Annotated in this window: 11 protein-coding genes; 9 read left to right on the top strand and 2 right to left on the bottom strand. The window is 70.6% G+C overall.

All coding sequences use genetic code 11. The annotated features are described in order from the left end of the window. The first annotated feature begins 94 nt into the window (after positions 1–94). The 9 genes from CMC5_RS18925 to CMC5_RS18885 all read left to right on the top strand — a co-directional run bounded on the left by CMC5_RS18925 (position 95) and on the right by CMC5_RS18885 (position 11,899). Positions 95–547 (top strand): chemotaxis protein CheW, encoded by a 453-nt coding sequence (locus tag CMC5_RS18925; protein WP_169796591.1) that lies wholly within the window; start codon positions 95–97, stop codon positions 545–547. Next, positions 544–2,142, top strand: coding sequence for a CheR family methyltransferase (locus tag CMC5_RS18920; protein ID WP_050431743.1), 1,599 nt, complete (start codon positions 544–546; stop codon positions 2,140–2,142). The genes CMC5_RS18925 and CMC5_RS18920 overlap by 4 nt, the downstream gene beginning before the upstream one ends. Next, positions 2,139–2,696 (top strand): chemotaxis protein CheW, encoded by a 558-nt coding sequence (locus CMC5_RS18915; protein ID WP_050431742.1) that lies wholly within the window; start codon positions 2,139–2,141, stop codon positions 2,694–2,696. Before CMC5_RS18920 ends, CMC5_RS18915 begins: the two co-directional genes overlap by 4 nt. A gap of 14 nt (positions 2,697–2,710) precedes the next feature. Next, positions 2,711–4,534: a HAMP domain-containing methyl-accepting chemotaxis protein gene (locus CMC5_RS18910; RefSeq protein ID WP_082362599.1), complete on the top strand. Its 1,824-nt coding sequence runs from the start codon at positions 2,711–2,713 to the stop codon at positions 4,532–4,534. Position 4,535: 1 nt separating this feature from the next. Further along, positions 4,536–6,953 (top strand): hybrid sensor histidine kinase/response regulator, encoded by a 2,418-nt coding sequence (locus CMC5_RS18905; RefSeq protein ID WP_050431740.1) that lies wholly within the window; start codon positions 4,536–4,538, stop codon positions 6,951–6,953. 8 nt (positions 6,954–6,961) lie between these two features. Beyond that, positions 6,962–8,107: a chemotaxis protein CheB gene (locus CMC5_RS18900; RefSeq protein WP_050431739.1), complete on the top strand. Its 1,146-nt coding sequence runs from the start codon at positions 6,962–6,964 to the stop codon at positions 8,105–8,107. Positions 8,108–8,171: 64 nt separating this feature from the next. After that, complete coding sequence (locus CMC5_RS18895) at positions 8,172–10,328, top strand: response regulator (protein ID WP_169796590.1); 2,157 nt, start codon at positions 8,172–8,174, stop codon at positions 10,326–10,328. A gap of 108 nt (positions 10,329–10,436) precedes the next feature. Further along, a complete protein-coding gene (locus CMC5_RS18890) occupies positions 10,437–11,489 on the top strand; it encodes an endonuclease/exonuclease/phosphatase family protein (protein ID WP_082362597.1) in 1,053 nt (350 codons plus the stop codon). Between the two features lie 86 nt (positions 11,490–11,575). Next, positions 11,576–11,899, top strand: a complete 324-nt coding sequence (locus CMC5_RS18885) for a hypothetical protein (RefSeq protein WP_050431737.1) — start codon at positions 11,576–11,578, stop codon at positions 11,897–11,899. A 26-nt stretch (positions 11,900–11,925) separates the two neighbouring features. Here the strand turns inward: CMC5_RS18885 and CMC5_RS48545 are convergent, their stop codons facing one another. Together CMC5_RS48545 and CMC5_RS18875 are read right to left on the bottom strand one after the other, a co-directional pair. Then, positions 11,926–16,395 (bottom strand): CHAT domain-containing protein, encoded by a 4,470-nt coding sequence (locus CMC5_RS48545; protein ID WP_156338719.1) that lies wholly within the window; start codon positions 16,393–16,395, stop codon positions 11,926–11,928. Positions 16,396–16,420: 25 nt separating this feature from the next. Next, positions 16,421–17,914, bottom strand: coding sequence for a hypothetical protein (locus tag CMC5_RS18875; RefSeq protein WP_050431735.1), 1,494 nt, complete (start codon positions 17,912–17,914; stop codon positions 16,421–16,423). Positions 17,915–17,919 lie beyond the last annotated feature (5 nt).

Below are 17,919 nucleotides of genomic sequence, written 5' to 3'. Positions count from 1 at the left end.
GAAAATTCCGGCATGGTGCCTCAAACGACAGTCACGTAAGACTGATCACACGCAGAGTCGCCCGACGCCGGAGTCGCGTGGTAGGGTGTTCTCGGTGCTGGAAGTCCTCACGTTCAGCCTCGACGAGGTCCGGTACGCGCTGCCCTCGGTACGCGTCCTGGAGGTCGTCCAGCGGGTGCTGATCACGCCGTTGCCGGGGACCGCGGCCCATGTGCTCGGCGTCATCGCGCACCGCGGGGAACTCTCGGTGGCGGTGGACCTGCGGGTGCGGCTGGGGCACCCGCCTCGCCCTCCCCTGGTGGAAGATCACCTGGTGGTGGCCCGCGGCGCGAGGCGGCGGGTGGCGCTGATCGTGGACCGGGCGGAGGGGCTGCTCGAGGTGCCGGAGGAGCGGGTGTCGCCCCCGCCCCTGACGCTCGCGCACGTGGCGGGGATCGTGTCGGTCGAAGGGGGGCTCCTCTTGATCCACGATCTCGACGCGACGCTGTCGCTCGACGACGAGCGCGCCATCGACGCTGGCCTGGTCGCACTCGAGGCGACGGCATGACGCCGAGCCGGGATGCGCCGGCGCTGTCCGAGCCGGTGCGCCACGCGCTGGAGGCCGAGATCAAGGAGAGCCTGGGGCTGGTGTTCACGCGAGGTCGCGGGCGGGACTTCGACGTGGGGATCGGTCGCACCATGCAAGCGCTCGGGCTGGCAGACCCGATGCAGCTCCTGCAGCGGCTCGTCGCGCGGGAGCCCACGGCACAGCAGGCACTGGCGTCGGCGCTGACGGTCGGAGAGACGTACTTCTTCCGGCATCCGGAGCACTTTCAGCTGGTGCGCGAGCTGGCGCTCCCGGAAGCCTTGCGGCGTCGTCCGGCGGGACAGGCGCGGCTCTGGTCGGCAGGGTGCGCGACGGGCGAGGAGGCGTACAGCCTGGCGCTGGTGGCACTGGAGCTGCTCGGCTCGGCGGCGCGGGCCCGGGTGGAGGTGCTCGCCACCGATCTGAGCCCGACGGCGCTGGCGCGGGCGCGGGCAGGGCGTTACGGGCCGTGGTCCTTCCGGGGGGTGTCGGAGGAGGTGCAGCGGCGCTGGTTCATCCAGGAAGACGCGCTGCGGCGGGTGGCCCCCGAGGCGCAGGCGCTGGTGCGCTTCGAGCCCCTGAACCTGGCGGATGCCGTCCGGCCCAGCGCGCCGTGGCCGGCGGACGTCGACGTGGTTTTCTGTCGCAACGTCCTGATCTACCTGGACGAGAAGGTGCGGGCCGCGTTCTTCCTGCGCATGGCGGCGGCGCTGTCGCTCGGTGGCTGGCTGGTCCTGGCGCCGTCGGATCCGGTGCCCGGCAGCGACAGCGGCCTCACGCCGCGCCGGGAGCGAGGGCACAACGTCTACCAAGTCGATGCCGGGGTGAAGGAGGAGGCGTGTGCGAGGTCGACGGCGACGGTGGCGCCGAGATCCTCGGTGAGGCCCTTCTCGCGGAGCGAGGCGGCGGCGCCCGGAGACACCGCGGCCGGGACCCCGCCGCCGCCCTCCGCAGCCCTGGCTCCCGCCTCGATTGCCCTGGCTCCCGCCTCGATTGCCCTGGCTCCCGCCTCGATGCCGGTTCCGACGCCGCGATCGCAGCCGAGGGTCGTACCGATGCGTGCGAAGGTCGCCGTCGCCGAGACGGCGCTGGCCCCCGAGGGTGGAGCGCGTGGCGTGGTGGACGTGGCAGCGCGCGGCGAGCCACCTGCTGCCGAGGCGCGGCGGCTCGCGAATGCTGGCGAGACCGAGCGGGCGCTCACGCTGCTCGACGAGGCGATCGTGGCCGAGCCCATGGAGACCTCGCTGTACCTGCTGCGCGCGACGGTGCTGCTCGATGTGGGTCGGGCGGAGGCGGCGAGCCAGGACGCGCGGCGCGCGATGATGCTCACGCCGCAAAGTCCTGCCGCACACCTGGTGTCCGCAGCAGCAGCAGTACAGACCGGCGAGGAGGCCGAAGCCGCGCGTGGGCTGCGCAATGCGCGCACGCTGCTGCTCGGGCTCTCCGAGGGGGCCTGCCTCGCCGATCTCGGCGATACACTCGTCGTGGACGCGCTGGCTTACTGTCAGCGTCTCGAACAAGCCCTGGCGCTACGGGCCGGTAGCAAGCCGAGCAGCGGTCTGAAGGGAACATCATGAGCGAGCACGGCTTCGACCGATGGACCGCGGAACAGAAGACCTTGCTGGAGACGCGCACCCGCGCGATCGCGCTTCCCATCGACGTCGGCCAGGCGCGCCCGGAGCTGGAGGTCTTGCGGGTGAAGGTCGCCGGAGAGCCATGCGCGCTGCAGACCAGCCGCATCCGAGGCGTGGCCGAGATTCTCCGGCTCACCCCTCTTCCCCATGCGCCTCCGGAAGTGGCTGGGCTCACCGTTCGCGGTGGGACGGTCGTGCCGGTGTTCTACCTGCGGGCCGTGCTCGGGCTGCCGCTCACAGCGCTGCCCGAACATGGAAGGATGGTGCTCCTGGGGAAGGATGACGAGATGGTCGGGCTGGTGGTCGACGCGATCGAGGGCACGACGCCGCTCGACCTGGCGTCACTGCAGGAGCCCCCTCCCACGGTCGCCCCGGAGGTGGCAGCCGTGCTGCTCGGGGTGGATCACGACGGCACCACGGTGCTCGATCTCGATGCGCTTTTCGCTTCTTCGAGGCTCTTCATCGATATTCCCTTGCCTCGAATGGCCCGTACGTAACATCCACATCCGTGATGCGGTGGAACGTTGGTACGAAGCTCTGGGCAGGGTTCCTTTCCGTGGTGGCGCTCGTGCTGCTGCTCGCCATCTACGGGTTCGCCCAAGATCGTGTCACGGAAGACGCGCTCGAAGGCCTCTACACATACGGGGTGAAGCCGACGCAGGCGCTCGGCCGCGCCGCCACGCTGATGGAGCGGCTCCGCGGGCGGAACTACCTGCACATCCTCACGCAGGATCCCACCGAGATGGCGCGAATCGAGGGCGAGATCGCGCAGCTCGAGCGGGACCTCGATCAGGCGCTCGACGAGGCGGAGAGCGCTTTTCCGTCGAACGATGAGCGGATCAAGAAGCTGACCCGGGTGCGCGAGCTGCGGCGGGAGTGGGCCAACCGGAGGATCCGGGAGATTTACCCGCTCAACCGGAACAACGCGAACTTCGAAGAGAGCGTGAAGCTGGTGCGGACCCGCACCGGGCCGCTCCTGGACGAGGGGCTCGAGGAGCTGAACAAGGTGGTGAGCAGCACCGTCACGAGGACGCGCACCATCTACGATGATGCGCACGGCGTGATGAGCCAGTCGCGCTGGATCATGACGGTGGGCCGGGGGCTGATCGTCCTGCTCGCCGTGGGGATCGCGCTGGCGCTCTCGCAGAGCATCTCGGGGCGCGTCTCCCAGCTCGCGGTCACGGCACGGCAGATCCGAGGGGGAGAGCGGAACGTGCGCGCCGACGTGGAGGGACACGACGAGATCGCGGATCTCGGCGCGGCGTTCAACCGCATGACCGACGAGCTCACCGAGCGGCTCGAGGAGCAGCGCAAGAGCGCCACGGAACAGGCCGAAGCGCGCGAGTCGCTGGCGCGGTTGGTTGCCCGTTACGCGGAGTTCGTGGATCGGGTGGCGCGAGGCGATCTGACGGGAGCGCTGGAGGCCGAGGGCGCGGGCGACATGGCGCAGCTCGGTCGTAACCTGGACGCGATGGGGCGGGCGCTGCGGACGATGACGCTTCGCACCCACGAAGCGGTCGGGGCGCTGTCGAGCGCGACGGCGGAGATCCTGTCGATCACCCAGGAGCATGGCGCTGGCGCCAGCGAGTCGGCATCGGCCGTGGCGGAGACGGCAACGACGGTGGACGAGCTGTCGCAGACGGTGCAGCAGACGACGCAGCAAGCGCAGGCCGTGGCCGAGCTGTCGCGGCGGAGCGTCGAGGTGTCCAACGCCGGGAGCGAGGCCGTGGACCGGACGGTGGCGGCGATGGCGCGGGTGCGGGAGCAGGTCAACTCGATCGCGGAGCGGATCCTGGCGCTGTCCGAGCAGGCGCAGACGGTCGGGCAGATCATCACCACCGTGAACGAGCTGGCGGAGCAGTCGAACCTGCTCGCGCTGAACGCCGCCATCGAGGCGGCGCGCGCGGGGGAGCACGGGCGCGGCTTCGCCGTGGTGGCGCAGGAGGTGCGCAGCCTGGCGGAGCAGTCGAAGCGCGCAACGGGTCAGGTGCGGTCCATCCTTGGGGACATCCAGAAGTCGACGACCGCGGCGGTCCTGGTGACCGAGGAGGGGAGCAAGGCGGTCACGGCGGCGGTGGACACGGCGCGACAGGCCGGAGAACGCATCGAGCAGCTCGCCACGACGATCGCCGAGGCGACGGGGAGCGCGACCCAGATCCTGGCGTCGATCCAGCAGCAGGTCGCCGGGGTCGGCCAGATCTCCTCGGCCATGCACGCGATCAGCGCAGCGACCACGCAGACGGTGGAGGGGACGCGCCAGATCGAACGCGCGGCGCGGGATCTCAACGAACTCTCCGCACGGCTGCGCGACGCGACCGCGCAGTACCAGATCTGACGTGACCACGGGACGCGATCTGCTCTCCGAGCTGCGCCAGGTCTTCCGGGGGGAGCTGGAAGACACCGTCGCGCTGCTGGAGGACGAGGCGCAAGCGCTCGTGCCCGGGGGTCCGCCGAGCGAGGTGCAGCCCGCCGTCGCCGAGATCTACCGGGCGGTGCACAGCTTGAAGGGTGCGGCCCACGCCGTGGGGTACCCCGGCCTGGAGCACCTCTGTCATGCGCTCGAGAGCCGGCTCGCGCCGGTACGCAACGGCGGCGACGTCGACACGGCCCAGGTGGCATCGGATCTCGATGTAGCGCTCGGCGCGCTGCGGGCTGCGGTGACGCGGCTGTCGTCAGGCGAAGACCCGGACGACGAAGCCCTGGCCGAGGCGCAGCGTCGGATCGAGAGCGCCGAGGAGCCCCAGGCAGCGGCGCCGCTCACCACCAGCGGGCATGCCCCCGCGCCCCCCCCGGTTCCGCACGCCGCACCGCTGGCGCCCCCAGCGCCTGGCGCCACGGCGACGATGGTGTCGACCGCCCCCACCAGGTCCACCTCCGCAAGCCCGCCAGCCAGCCCGGCGGCGTCGGGGGGCACGACGATCTCCTCCAGCGCCACGGCGACCTCCATCTCCCCTGCCCCCGTCGTGGTCGAGGCAGCCGCCGATTCGGGCGCCCGATCCGACGAGACGGTGCGGATCTCCGTGGCGCGTCTGGGTGACCTCTTCGCTGCGGCCGAGGATCTCCTGGCCTCGGCGGGGAGGCGGAGCTCGTTGCTCTCGCGCCACACCGTGCTCGCCGATCTCGTGGGCAGTCTGACCGCCGACCTCACGCGCTCGCGGCAGCTTCTCCGCCCTCAGCCGACCGAGGTGCTGGATCTCGATCGGGAGGAGGCCCGTCGGCTGGTCGACCGCTGCCTCACCGCGGTGCGGACCCTCGCCGGGTGGGCTTCCGAAGCCGAGCTGCAGGACGACCAGGCCTGGCGTGACGTCACGATCGGGGCCAGCGAGCTCAGTTCCCGCGCGCGCGCGCTGCGGGTGGTCTCCCTGGAGACGCTCTCTCCCGCGATCGAACGCGCCGCGCGCGAGCTGATCCGCGCCCTCGATCGCCCCGTGTCGGTGACCATCCGCGCCGCGGGCGTGGAGATCGATCGTCGGGTGCGGGATGGCCTCCGCGAGCCGCTGCTGCACCTGGTGCGGAACGCGATCGATCATGGGATCGAACCGCCCGACGTCCGCCGCGCGAACGGCAAGCCGGAGGTCGGCAGCGTCGACATCGAGGCGTCGATCAGCGGTCGGGACGCGCGCATCGTGGTGCGTGACGACGGGAAGGGTGTCGACCTGGAGGCGCTGAGGCAGGTTGCCGCGGCGCGCGGTCATCCAGGGGCCGCGGGGGTGGATCTCCGCGACCTGCTGGGGCTGATCTTCGAAGCCGGGGTGAGCACGCGGCGCAACGTGTCCGCGTTCTCCGGTCGGGGGGTCGGCCTCGACGTGGTGCGCCAGCGGATCGCGCAGCTCCATGGCAGGGTGGAGGTGGAGAGCGAGCCCGGGCGAGGCACGCGCTTCACGCTGACGGTGCCCGTCGACCTCAGTGTCTCACCAGGGCTCGTCGTCCAGGTCAGGGACGTCCGTGTGATCTTCATGGCCACGGCGATCGAGCGCCTGCGGCGCGTCGCCCCGAGCGATCTGATCTCGATGGAGGGCCGGCTCTACCTCCGCGACGAAGGCGGCGCCGTGCCCTTCGCGGATCTGGACGCCACGCTGGGCCTCGCGACGCGCCCCGTCACGCAGCTCGTCGACGACGAACGCTGGGCCTGCGTCGTCGTCGCCGCGGCGGATCGGCGGGCAGCGTTCCGGGTGGACGCGCTCCTCGACTACCACGAGGTGATCGTCAGGCCGCTGGGGAACCGCGTCCGACGCGCCGCGCTGGTCTCGGGCGCCGCCGTGCTGGGCGACGGAGAAGTGGCGCTGGTGTTGGATGCCGCGGACCTGGTCCGCGTCGCGCAGCCCGCGTCGATTTCCGACGACACGACCAGCACCGAGACGTCGAAACGCCGGAGAATCCTGGTGGTCGACGACTCGGTGACCACACGGCAGCTCGAGCGCACCATCCTCGAGGCGGCGGGGTACGACGTGACGCTCGCTCACGACGGGCAGCACGCCTGGGAGATCCTGGCGGAGGGCCACCTCTCGGGGCAGGGCCAGGCGATGGTCGACGCGGTGCTGTCGGACATCGAGATGCCCCGCATGGACGGCTTTCAGCTCCTCGCCCGCGTCCGCGCGACGCCTCGCACGGCGCGGCTCCCCTTCGTGCTGGTGACCGCTCTGGACAAGCCATCCGACCGCCAGCGCGCGCTCGACCTCGGCGCCAGCTCTTACCTCATCAAGCGCAGCTTCGACCAAGAGGCGTTGCTTGAAACACTGGAACGGCTGCTATAACAGCGCTGATGCTCGGTGAGACGCCGCCCGCCGAACCGCTGCGGGTGCTCATCGTGAACGACTCCGCGACCCAGCGCGCCGCGCTGCGGTTCGCGCTCGCCGAGGAGCCAGGCGTCGAGGTCGTGGGCGAGGTCCCCGACGGCTATGCCGCCACGGCGACGGTGATCCGGCTGCGACCCTCCGTGGTCCTGCTGGACGTGATCATGCCGGGGATGGATGGGTTCGCGACGGCGCGCGAGATCATGGCGCGTACACCGACCCCCATCGTGATGATCACGGCGGCCGCGGACGCGAAAAGCAGCGAGCTCATCCTGGAGGCCATGCGCGCGCGGGCGCTCGCGGTCACCCAGGGGCTCCCTCCCCCCACGGCGCCAGGCTACGTCCAGCGACGTCGCGCGCTCGCGCAGCTGCTCCGGTCGATGGCGATGGTGCGGGTCGGTCAGGCGCCAGCGAGCGCCGCAAGCCCGCCGACGTCGACCACGAGCGTCCCGTCGACGTCCGAGAGCGCGGCTGGACGCGCCGGCTCCACCTCGGGCCGCCGGCCCTTCCCCTCCTCCGCGGAGACGGCGCCGCCGAGCAAGAGCCCCATCGACGCCATCGGCATCGTCGCCTCGGCGGGTGGGCCCAACGCGATCGCGGACATCCTCGCCGACCTGCCCCGACGCATCGTCCCACCCATCCTGATCGTGCAGCACATCGCGCCTGGATTTGCGCCCGGCTTCGCATCGTGGCTCGCCCAGAGGACGGGCTATCCCACCTCGCTGGCCCAGCAAGGCGAGGCGCTCCGACCAGGGCGTGCCTACGTCGCCCCCGAGGACAGACACCTGGGGATCGATGCCCTGGGGCGTACATTGCTCAGTGATGCGCCGCCCGTGGGGTATTTCCGCCCCTCTGGCACGTGGCTGCTCCGATCTTTGGCGAATACCCTGGGCACACGGGCGCTAGGCGTCATCCTGAGTGGCATGGGAGATGACGGCGCAGATGGGACCGTCGCGCTTCGCCGCGCCGGCGGCCGGGTCGTCGCTCAAGACCAGCAAACCTCGGTCGTCTTCGGGATGCCGAAGGAGGCGATCGCGCGGGATGGAGCCGACGACGTACTGCCGTTGCCGGCAATTCCTGGCTGGATTCTACGCTGGATACGCAGCATAGGGTGAGCCTTCACGCCGGACCAGGCCCAGCGTGAGGGGTGCCGAGAGAGAGACGTGAAGGTGCATGGGAATGCGTAAGGTCAGGGGCATGGCGGCCGACGCGACGGACGGGGAGAGGCCGTCGACCCCCGCCATGGACGTCACACCAGAGCGGGGAGTCGTCTGGGTCGTCGAAGATAGCCCCACGCAGGCGGAGCTGGCGCGCCGCGTGCTGTCCCCCTTGCACGACGTGGAGCTGCTGCCCGACGCTGCCTCTGCGCTGACGCGCGTCGCCGACTCGTTGCCCGAGGTGCTGGTGCTCGACTGGCACCTGCCAGGGATGTCCGGGCTCGAACTCTGCCGCGCGCTCCGGCAGACGCTGGACGAGGCGACGCTCCCGATCCTCATGATGACCGGGCACGCGCGAGAGCACGAGGTCGTCGAGGCGCTGGAGGCCGGCGCGAACGACTACGTCACGAAGCCGTACAACCCGTCCGAGCTGCGCGCGCGGGTCGGCACGCTGGCGCGGCTCCAGCGGCTGTACAAGCGCGCGTGGGCCGATCAGAAGCGGCAGCGGTTGCTGGCCGAGGCCGGCGCTCGGATGAGCGCGACGCTCGACATGGGGGAGACGCTGGCGAGCGTGCTGCGCCTCGCCGTGCCCGAGCTGGCGACGCTGGCGGCGGTGGAACTCGTCGCTGGCGCTCCGGAGGAGGGCGCCCCGCTCTTGCTCGCCCACACCGATCCCGAGGTGGAGGCGAGGCTCCGGGCCCTGCCCCGAGGCACCGCCGTCGGGGATCATCCCCTCCGGGCCGCGCTCCGCACCCAGCGCGCACAGCTCGTCCACGGCGCGGCCGAGGTGCTCGAGCGGCTGTCCCTCAGCCCCACGCACCGGCTGGAGCTCTCGACGCTGGATCTCCGCTCCGCCATGATCGTGCCTCTCTCCGCGCGTGGTCAGGCCCTCGGTCTCCTGTACTTCGCGTCGAGTGACCAGAGCTACACGAACGAGGATCTGCAGCTCGCCGAGGAGCTGGGACGCAGAGCCGCGCTGTCGCTGGACAACGCGCGCTTCTTCGAGACGGCGCAGCGGGAGCGCGCCCGCGCCGAGGAGGCCAACCGCGCCAAGGACGAGTTCCTGGCCATGGTCTCGCACGAGCTGCGTACCCCGCTCAACGCCATCCTCGGCTGGATCCGGATGCTGCAGCTCGGCGCGCTGTCCTCCGACAAGCGTGCCCGCGCGCTCGACATCGTGGAGCGGAACGCGCACAACCAGCTCGCCCTCATCGAGGATCTGCTCGACGTGTCCCGGATCATCTCCGGCAAGCTGCGCCTCGGGGTGCAGGAGGTCGACCCGGTGAAGATCGTCGAGTCGGCGATCGATGCTGTCCGTCCCGCCGCAGACGCGAAGGAGATCCGGCTCCGGTCGGAGATCTCGGCGACCGGCGCGATCCCTGCAGATCCCGATCGCCTCCTCCAGGTCGCCTCCAACCTCCTGACCAATGCGGTGAAATTCACGCCCCGGGGCGGCAGGGTGGAGGTGGCGCTCTCCCGCGTCGACGACGCGGTGGAACTCTCGGTGCTCGACACCGGCCGTGGGATCGCCCCGGATTTCCTGCCCCACGTCTTCGAGCGCTTTCGTCAGGCCGAGAGCGGGCAGGTGCCTCCTCAGGGAGGCCTCGGTCTGGGCCTCGCCATCGTTCGCCACATCGTCGAGCTGCATGGCGGCACCATCGAGGCCTTCAGCGAGGGAGAGGGACACGGCGCGCGGTTCACCGTCCGCCTCCCCGTCGCGCTGCCGCCAGCACAAGACGAGGCCCCCCCGTCCCCTGGTGCGCTCGAAGACCTCCGTGTGCGCTGCGATCTGCAGGGGATTCACGCGCTCGTCGTGGACGACGCGCAAGACGCTCGGGATCTGATCGCGTCCATCCTCGAGGCTTGCGGGGCGCGGGTGACCACGGCGCCGAGCGCGGTGGAGGGACTCGAAGCGCTGCGCACCACCCGCCCGGATCTGCTCATCAGCGACATCGGGATGCCTGGGCAGTCGGGCTACGATCTCATCAGCCGGGTGCGGACCCTCCTTCCCGCAGACGGTGGGCGCACACCGGCGGTCGCGCTCACCGCGCACGCCCACATGGAAGACCGGACGCGGGCGCTCGTCGCGGGCTTCCAGACCCACGTCCCCAAGCCGATCGATCCCACGGAGCTCGTCCTCGTCGTGGCCACCACGCTCGGCCGCATGCCAGGCCGCTGACCGCTCCGCGGCCCTTCTCTCGCGGAAAGCGCATCACGTCGTGGCGCTGCTGGCGCTCACCCGCGACAGGAAGGCCCTGCCGGACATCGAAGCTCGTTGCAGAGCAACATGGTGGACGGGCACACGACGAAATTGCAGTGGAAGGGCCTCAAGGGGCGGGTCAGGTCGCTCGTCTGGGTGGGCGCCCTCTTCTACCTCGCCGCGGTGATCCTCGGGGCGCTCGGCTTGCACTTCCTGGGCGACCGCTGGTGGCCGGCGACCCTGGTGCTGTTCGGTCCGCGATGGCTCATGGCCATCCCGCTCGCGTGCCTCGTCCCGGCGGCGCTCGTCCTCTGCCCCCGCGCCCTCGTGCCGTCGGCCGTCGCCGCGCTGATCGTGGTGGGGCCGATCCTGGGGTTCGAGGTCCCGGTGTCACAGCTCTTTCGTGACGAGCGAGCAGGTCAGCTCCGCATCGTCTCGTTCAACGCCCGCTCCCGGCATGGAGACCTGGAGGCGCTTCGCCGCTTCGTCGAAGTGAACCGCCCCGATCTCGTCGCGCTCCAGGAGTGCGGCTGGCAAGAGCAGGAGCTGCAGAGCACCTTCCCTGGGTGGGAGGTCCGCACGAACCAGGGGCAGTGCCTTCTCAGCAAGTTTCCCGTGCGAGAGGTGGTCGCCCGCGATCGCATGGATGTCTGGAAGCGAGGGGGGAACGGCGCGATCGTCCGCTACGACCTCGAACTCCCGGGTGATGGCGGGCTCCCACGCCACATCAGCGTGGTGAACGTGCATCTGGAGACGGTGCGGGACGCCATCGAGGCGCTGATGCACCGAGCATGGCGGGGCGCGACGGAGCATGACGACAATGTCGAACTCCGCACCTGGGAGTCGTCGCTGGCACGGCAGTGGGTCGACGCTTCACCCGGCCCCGTGATCGTCGCCGGCGATTTCAACATGCCCGTCGAGAGCGCCATCTACCGGAGCTTCTGGTCGGACATGCAGAACGCCTTCTCCCGTGCGGGATTTGGCACCGGCACCACCAAGCAGACGCGCTGGTTCGGGATACGGATCGACCATGTTCTCACGAACGCGGACTGGTCCGTGGAGCGCGCCCAGGTCGGCCCAGATCTCGGATCGGATCATCGCCCGGTCATCGCGGATCTTCGCTGGATCGGGCAGAAGTAAACGGCAGTTTTTCACATCATCGGGCGCTCGTCGTCGAGGGGGGCGTGCGACTACCATCACGGGGCAGCCCTGTCTCCTGCAGCACCGTGCTCACGATCCGTCGCGATCCCTTTCCCTTCGAACCTGCGCGTGATCTGCTCGGCATCGTCCGCGTGATCTACGCCGACGCTCACGCCCGCGGCGCGGATCCCGCGCGGCTCCGTGGGATCCGCGAGGTAGGGGCGGAGCTCCGGACGGCCATCGATCTGGCGAAGAGACACCCCCCAGGGACGCTCGGTTTCTCCTCCGCATGGGTACGGGTGGAGCGCGCCACGACGCAGGTGGGCGATCTCGTCGACGCGCTCACCCCGGCGGCTCCCCTCATCCGCACAGCGATCGCGCGCGCGAAGAAGCGGTCCCCTCCACGCTGACCCGCGCCGTCGCGAGCCAGCGCAATTTATCCCGCCTCCTCCATGGAGAACGTCGGCATCGGTCCGTGCTCCAGATCGTCCGCGGCGTGCCCGAGAAGCTCGTCGATGCGTCCCTGGAGCATGTCGATGGAGACCCCACGCTCCGCCAGGAATTTGCGCACCGAGGCGAACGGCGGGCGTTCCAGCAGCGATGTGAGCCTCGGGACGGACGAAAGCAGCACGGGGCGCGCGCCGCTCTGGAGCACCACATCGGAAGACGAGGCGACGTCGCCCGTGTCTTCCCGCACCGCGAGGTTCGCGGCGTCCCGCGCGGACATCGCCAGCAAGCGGAACTCGGCGCGCGCCTCCTGGCCAGCCGCCAGCTGATAGGCGACCGCTGCCAGTGCGTTCTCCATCGCCTCGACGGCGCTCCCTGCCCGCACCAGCAAGCTCGCGAGCCGACAGTGGGCCACCGCGCGCTCGCTGGCGCTCGCGAACCGCTCCCGGGCGCTCAGCGCCTCGCGCTCCAGTCCCGTGGCGGCCTCGAAATCGCCGACCTCCGCGTGTACCGTCGCGAGCGCCGAGAGAGCACGCACCTCGCCACGCGTGTCGCGAGCGCGACGGAACCCTTCGAGGCATCCCTCGATGACCTCGGTCGCCTCGGCCGTCCTGCCGAGCCGTGCCAGCGGTGTCCAGCGATGGAACCGCTCGCGGGACATCTCCAGCTCCGCGGCGCCGAGATCACGGTCCAGCGCCTCCAGCTCATCCAGCAGCGAGAGGCACACATCCCATCGCTCGAGCTCCGCGTTCGCACGCCTGGCGACGTCCAGCCCTGTCGCGAGCGCGCTGCCGATCTGCGTGCTCTCGGAGTTCAGGGCGCTCTCCTCGGTGTCCGGACGGCCCGTCCACAGCCCCCTGAGCGTGGCGACGCGCTCCTCGATCGCTGGAAGAGCGGCGGCCGCGCCCCGCCGCAGCACGTCGATCCGGAGCGCCTCCAGCTCGACGCCGATCACCTGAGCCAGCGGCTTCCCTGCCCTCCGCTTGGCCTCCGCGCCCCGCTCGAAAAGCTCTCGCGCGGCATCGAGCTGGCCCTCCTGCGCGAGTGCTGCGGCCCACTTGGTGAGGATCACGCCGAGGTCCGCCCAGTGCTCGCTCGCAGCAGCATCGCTCGCCGCCCGCTCGTAGAGCGGCAGCGCCATCTCCACCTGCCGCGCGCTCCGCAGCGCATCGGCCAGCGATACCCGGGCACGCCACCGCGTCGCCCCCGCGCCGTGATCCGCGGCCGCTTCGAGGTCATCCATCACCTCGGACAGCAACACCGCGTCGCCTGCGCCCGTCAGCGCAGCACTCCCGAATGCCGACAGCGCCTGGAACGCTCGGCCCCGCACCAGGTAGCGGACACTCCTGCGTCCCAGCTCCGCACACAGCTCCCGCGGCCTGCGCGCAGCGCGCGGCCTCGACTCGCTGCTCGGCGCCGAGGGAGGCTTCGATCGTGGCTCCGAGCTCGAGACGGGCCCTGTCCACGCACGAGGCTCCTCCGCCACGGGAGGGATGGTCAGAAGCCCCTGCTGGAGCATCGGCAGCGCATTCCTGAACGCCGCCGTGTACCGCTCACCGAAGCAGCGGTAGAGATCCTCGGTCGACGCGTCCCCCTGCTCGTCGAGGTGCTGCGTCATCCACGCGGCCGTCCGCTCCGCGACGAGAGAGTGGAAAGCGTAGACGGTCCCTCGCGCCTGCTCCTCTTCCCGCACCACCAGGCCAGCCGCGCATAGCTCCGCGAGGGCCGTCCGCGGGCGCTCCTCCCCGGGCAGCAGCTTCGCGCCGAGGTCCTCGATCATCCAGGCGGGGACCGGCTCGCTGGCGAGCGACATCCCCCAGAGCAGCCGCCGCGCGCTCGGAGAGAGCCGCTCGAGCAGCAGATCGAACAGCCCCGCGCCAACGTCCTCGAGCAATGCCCGCTGACGCTCCGCCTCGCCGAGGCCTCCGGGCAGCGCGTCCGGGGGCAACCCGTCCCCGAGGGCCCCCAGCCGATCGAGCGCGCCCTCCAGCACCGTCCGCCCCATGCCCGCCACGTCACCGAATCGGAGCAAGACCAGGGGGTGTCCGTGGGTCACCTCGAGCACCCGCCGCGCGAGCCGCTCTGCTTGCCCTGCCGTCCCTCCCTCGCGTCGCTCCCTCGTGCCTCGGGCGAGGATCTCGCGAAGCGCCGAGCGCCGATCAGCGAGCACCGCGGCGTGACCGAGCGGCAGACCTCCCAGCGCCAGGCGGAACACGGCCGGAAGCACCGTCGCAGGGGGGCTGCGCCGGCAGGTCACCAGGATCCTCGCCCTGCCCTCGCCGAGCCGCGGGCGTAGCTGGGCGAGGAGCTGCCACCACGGGGCATCCGCCTCCTGCCCCTCCGTGCCCGCGCCTCGCTCCACCCCGTCCAGCACGAGCAGCACCCTGTCCGTCACGAGGGACTCGGCCAGGTTCTCGAGCAGCCGCGCCGCGCGCGCCCCCGCTTGCTCCTCCTCCCCCGGTGGCGTGTACACCCGGAGGAACGGATCCCGCTCGCAGCGATCGCGGTATCGGGGACTCTCCTCTCGCAACCGCCGATCGACATAGCGCAGCAGCGTCTCGATCTCCGGAGGGAGCCCTCCGAACACCGATGCCGCGCCTCCGCGGTCGTCCCCCTCCACGCGCAGCGTGGTGCTGGAGCTCTCCCGGAAAGGCTGGAACGCGAGCACCAGGTCGAAATGGCCATGCCACAGGTGGATGGCCTCCGCCGCGAGGGACGTCTTGCCCATCCCCCCCGGCCCCTCCACCAGCGCGATCGTTTTGCCGCCCGGAGCCAGCCACTCTCGCGCGAGCCGCCCCAGCTCCATACCGCGGCCGACGAAGCCGGGAGACGGCTCCAGCTCCTTGCTCCCACTCTCCAGCAGCGGCATGGGCCGCGGCTCGACCCGCGCCGCAGGAGCGCTCCGCCCTTCCTCGGGCGCGACCTCGATCGAGGCCCCGCCGAGCAGGATCAGCGCGGACTGGTCCAGAAGATCTGCCTGCCAGGGCTCACCGACGGCGCGCGTCCTCGCCGACGAAGGGACTTCGATCGACGATGACATCACGGGCGTCCGCCCGCTGTCGGTGGCGAGCGGCGCCGCTTCGACACGCATGGGTTGCTCCGGCGTCCTCGGCGTGAGCCGCGCCGAGCGCAGCTCTCCCCCGATCACGTCGCCTCCCGTCGCCCGCACGACGGAGGCCGAGGAGCCGGCCAGCAGCACCCCGCGCTCCTTCGGCGTCACCGCGCCCCGCGGCGGCTTCTCCCCCTTCTCGACACCGTGCGCTCCAGCCAGCTCTCGCTGCGTCGCGGCCAGGGCCTCCTCGACGGAGGTCCTCCCCTCGCTCCCGAGCAGCCGACGAAAGAAGCCGCGCCCGAACCGCCTCGCATAGCTCGGGGCGACCTCGTGGCGCATGGCTACCACGGCCGGCACGCCCGCGGCGCTCATGGCCAGCCCCACCGCTGACGTCCCGCTGCGCACCTCGAACACTTGCTCCAGCGTCGGCTCTGCCGCGGCAGGGGCCGGCTCGCTCATGGCCGTGCGCACCGAGTCCCAGTCCCGTGCGGTTCCGAGCGCCCCTGCTCGGCTGGCGCTGAGCAGCACCAGCGCCGGCGCCACCTCACCCCCGCCCGAGCCGCTCAGGAGATCGGCCAGCTCCTCGCCCGAGATGCAGGCGTCTTCCTCCTCGCCCGGCTCGAGCTCGATCTCCAGCCCTCCCTCGACCGCGCGCCCGCTCCAGTGGACCACGTGGTAGCCACCGCGGCTCCGCACCTGCTCCCACAGCTGCGCCCGGGTCACCCCGTGGGAGAGCACGTCCACCTCCACCCCTCGACGGGGCACGATCTCGCGGAAGAACGTATCGAGCAGCTCTTCCCTCTCGATGCGAGCCCCCGCTGGGCGTGCTCCTCTGGGCTCTGCGAACACCAGCAGCACACGGATGGGCTCTCCGGCGCCTGGCAGGGTCGCGGCGCTCGGCCTCGGCGCCGCGTCGCTCCCCTCGGGAGGTGGAATGGATGCACCATCCGTGCTCTTCGCGGCGCGCTCGTCTCGACGCGCCAGACGGACCCGCACCGTGACGCCCCGCTGCCGCAGCGTCCGCAGATCCCCTTCGAGCCTCGCGAGATCCCAGGGCACCTGAGCGAACGCCGCCGCGAGAGGATCGTCGGTCTCGCCCACGATCCGCACGAGCAACGTCCGCGCTTCGCTCCCCGCCGCGAGCGCGTGCGTCAGTTGAGATCCGAGCACCGTGCGCCCGAGGAACGCCCCCACGGCGTCGAGCAACACCTCGGCTTGTCGGCTATCGCGAGCGACACGGCGGACGTACCGGCGTGGGTGGAAGAGCCCCTCCCAGCGCGCCACGGGATGCGCATCGAGCTGGATTCGATGCTCTCCGACACATTCCCCACCAGGAACCAGAAGGCGCAGCGTGGCAGCCCTGGCGGGGGAGTCGGTCTCTACCTCCAGCACGAAACGTGCAGGCATCGACTAGCTGATAGCAGCGTATGGCTCACTGAGGATAGGGCGGACCGAAGTTCGCCTCGACAACGCTCCTCGTGGTCAGGTACGGCTCCCGCGTGGTGTTGTCCATGTAGAGCGGAACGACCTCGCAGGTGCTGTTGTCGCACTCTCCGTCCTTGAACCGCACATCCGCCGCCAGCCAGAACAGCGTGGTGCTCCCGGCTGCGGGGAAGATGAGCGGCCTCTCCGGAGAGTAGAAGCCCTGCGGTCCGAGATCCGCGGAGAGCGCACCGTTGCAGTAGATCTTCACACGCGGCCGGATGTTCGGCGTGCCCGAGAAGTAGTGGACCCCCACCCGGAACCACTCGTCGACCGGCGGGTAATCGATGTTGATGTTTTCCGGCGCGCAGAAGCTCGACGAGTTGGGATTGCTCTCCGAGGCCGTGCAGCTGATGTTGTCGATGTCGAGGCGCGGGCTATGGCAGCCCTGACCTCGGGCGGCCCACGCCTGACCGGCATTACGCGGCGCGTAGTAGCACGTGTTCTGCTCGGGGATGGGATCGAGGTACCAGTTCACCGGATCCGGCGGCGTATTGCCCGGGGGGAACCAGTTGGGGATGCTGCTGATATTGCCGATCGTGCAGTTGCCATAACCGCAGGAGTTGGCATTGCCCCCGATCTTCCACGGCTGTGTGTTGTTCGGCTGGTGCAGGTACAGATCGATGTCGGCGCCGTACAGCCCATTGTCGTTCTGCCACTCCAGTTCGACGCGGAGCCCCTTGGCACCCACGAAGAGCGGATAGGTGCACGACTCGGGCGCCCCGCCGGCCACGGTCTTCGTGTACGTGACGGTGTACTCACCCGACTGGAGCGGCTTGAAATCGTCCGTGGGATTCGAGCCCGTCACGCTGGGGCAAGGGCTCACACCGGGGGGGCAGGCCACGGTCCAGGTCTCGGTCACCGCGTTGCTGCTGAAGGTGCCCGTCCCCGTCTTCAGGTTGACGTCCTGGAAGGGCACCGCCGTGATGGCGTGGCAGCCCTGGGTGCTCTGCTCGGCGCACATCTCCGTCGCGTGGACGCCGCCGATGCACGGCCCCCAGTCCCCGTTCTCGGTGCACCGCTGTACACCGTCGAAACAGCCAGGCGATCCGCGGAAGGAGGGATCCCCCTTGAAGCAGAAGTTCGCCTGCCCGCTGACGCAGGCGCACCCCTCGTCGACGACGCCATTGCAGTTGTCGTCGAGGCCGAGGTGGTCCGGATCGCACAGCTCGACGGGACCGCATTCGGTACCGCAGGGATTCACGAAGACGTCGGGCGCCGCGTCGGTGCCGCCATCATTCTCGGGGATGAGGTCGATGCCTCCCCCTTCACCCCCGCTCCCCCCATTCCCCCCGCCAGTCGAGGTGGTGGTGAGCCCCGAGCTGCTGCTGGTGGTGAATTCACTGGGGTCACCGGCAGCACTGCACCCGACGGCGAGCGCTGCGCCGCTCGCTGCGGCCCCCAGAACGACCAAAATGGCAGGAATGAATCGACGGCGCCGCATGAAAC

Origin of the sequence: Chondromyces crocatus, assembly GCF_001189295.1 — a bacterium.
Classification (GTDB): domain Bacteria; phylum Myxococcota_A; class Polyangia; order Polyangiales; family Polyangiaceae; genus Chondromyces; species Chondromyces crocatus.
The sequence above is the reverse complement of the archived record's forward strand: the minus strand, read 5'-3'. Positions and strand labels throughout refer to the sequence as shown.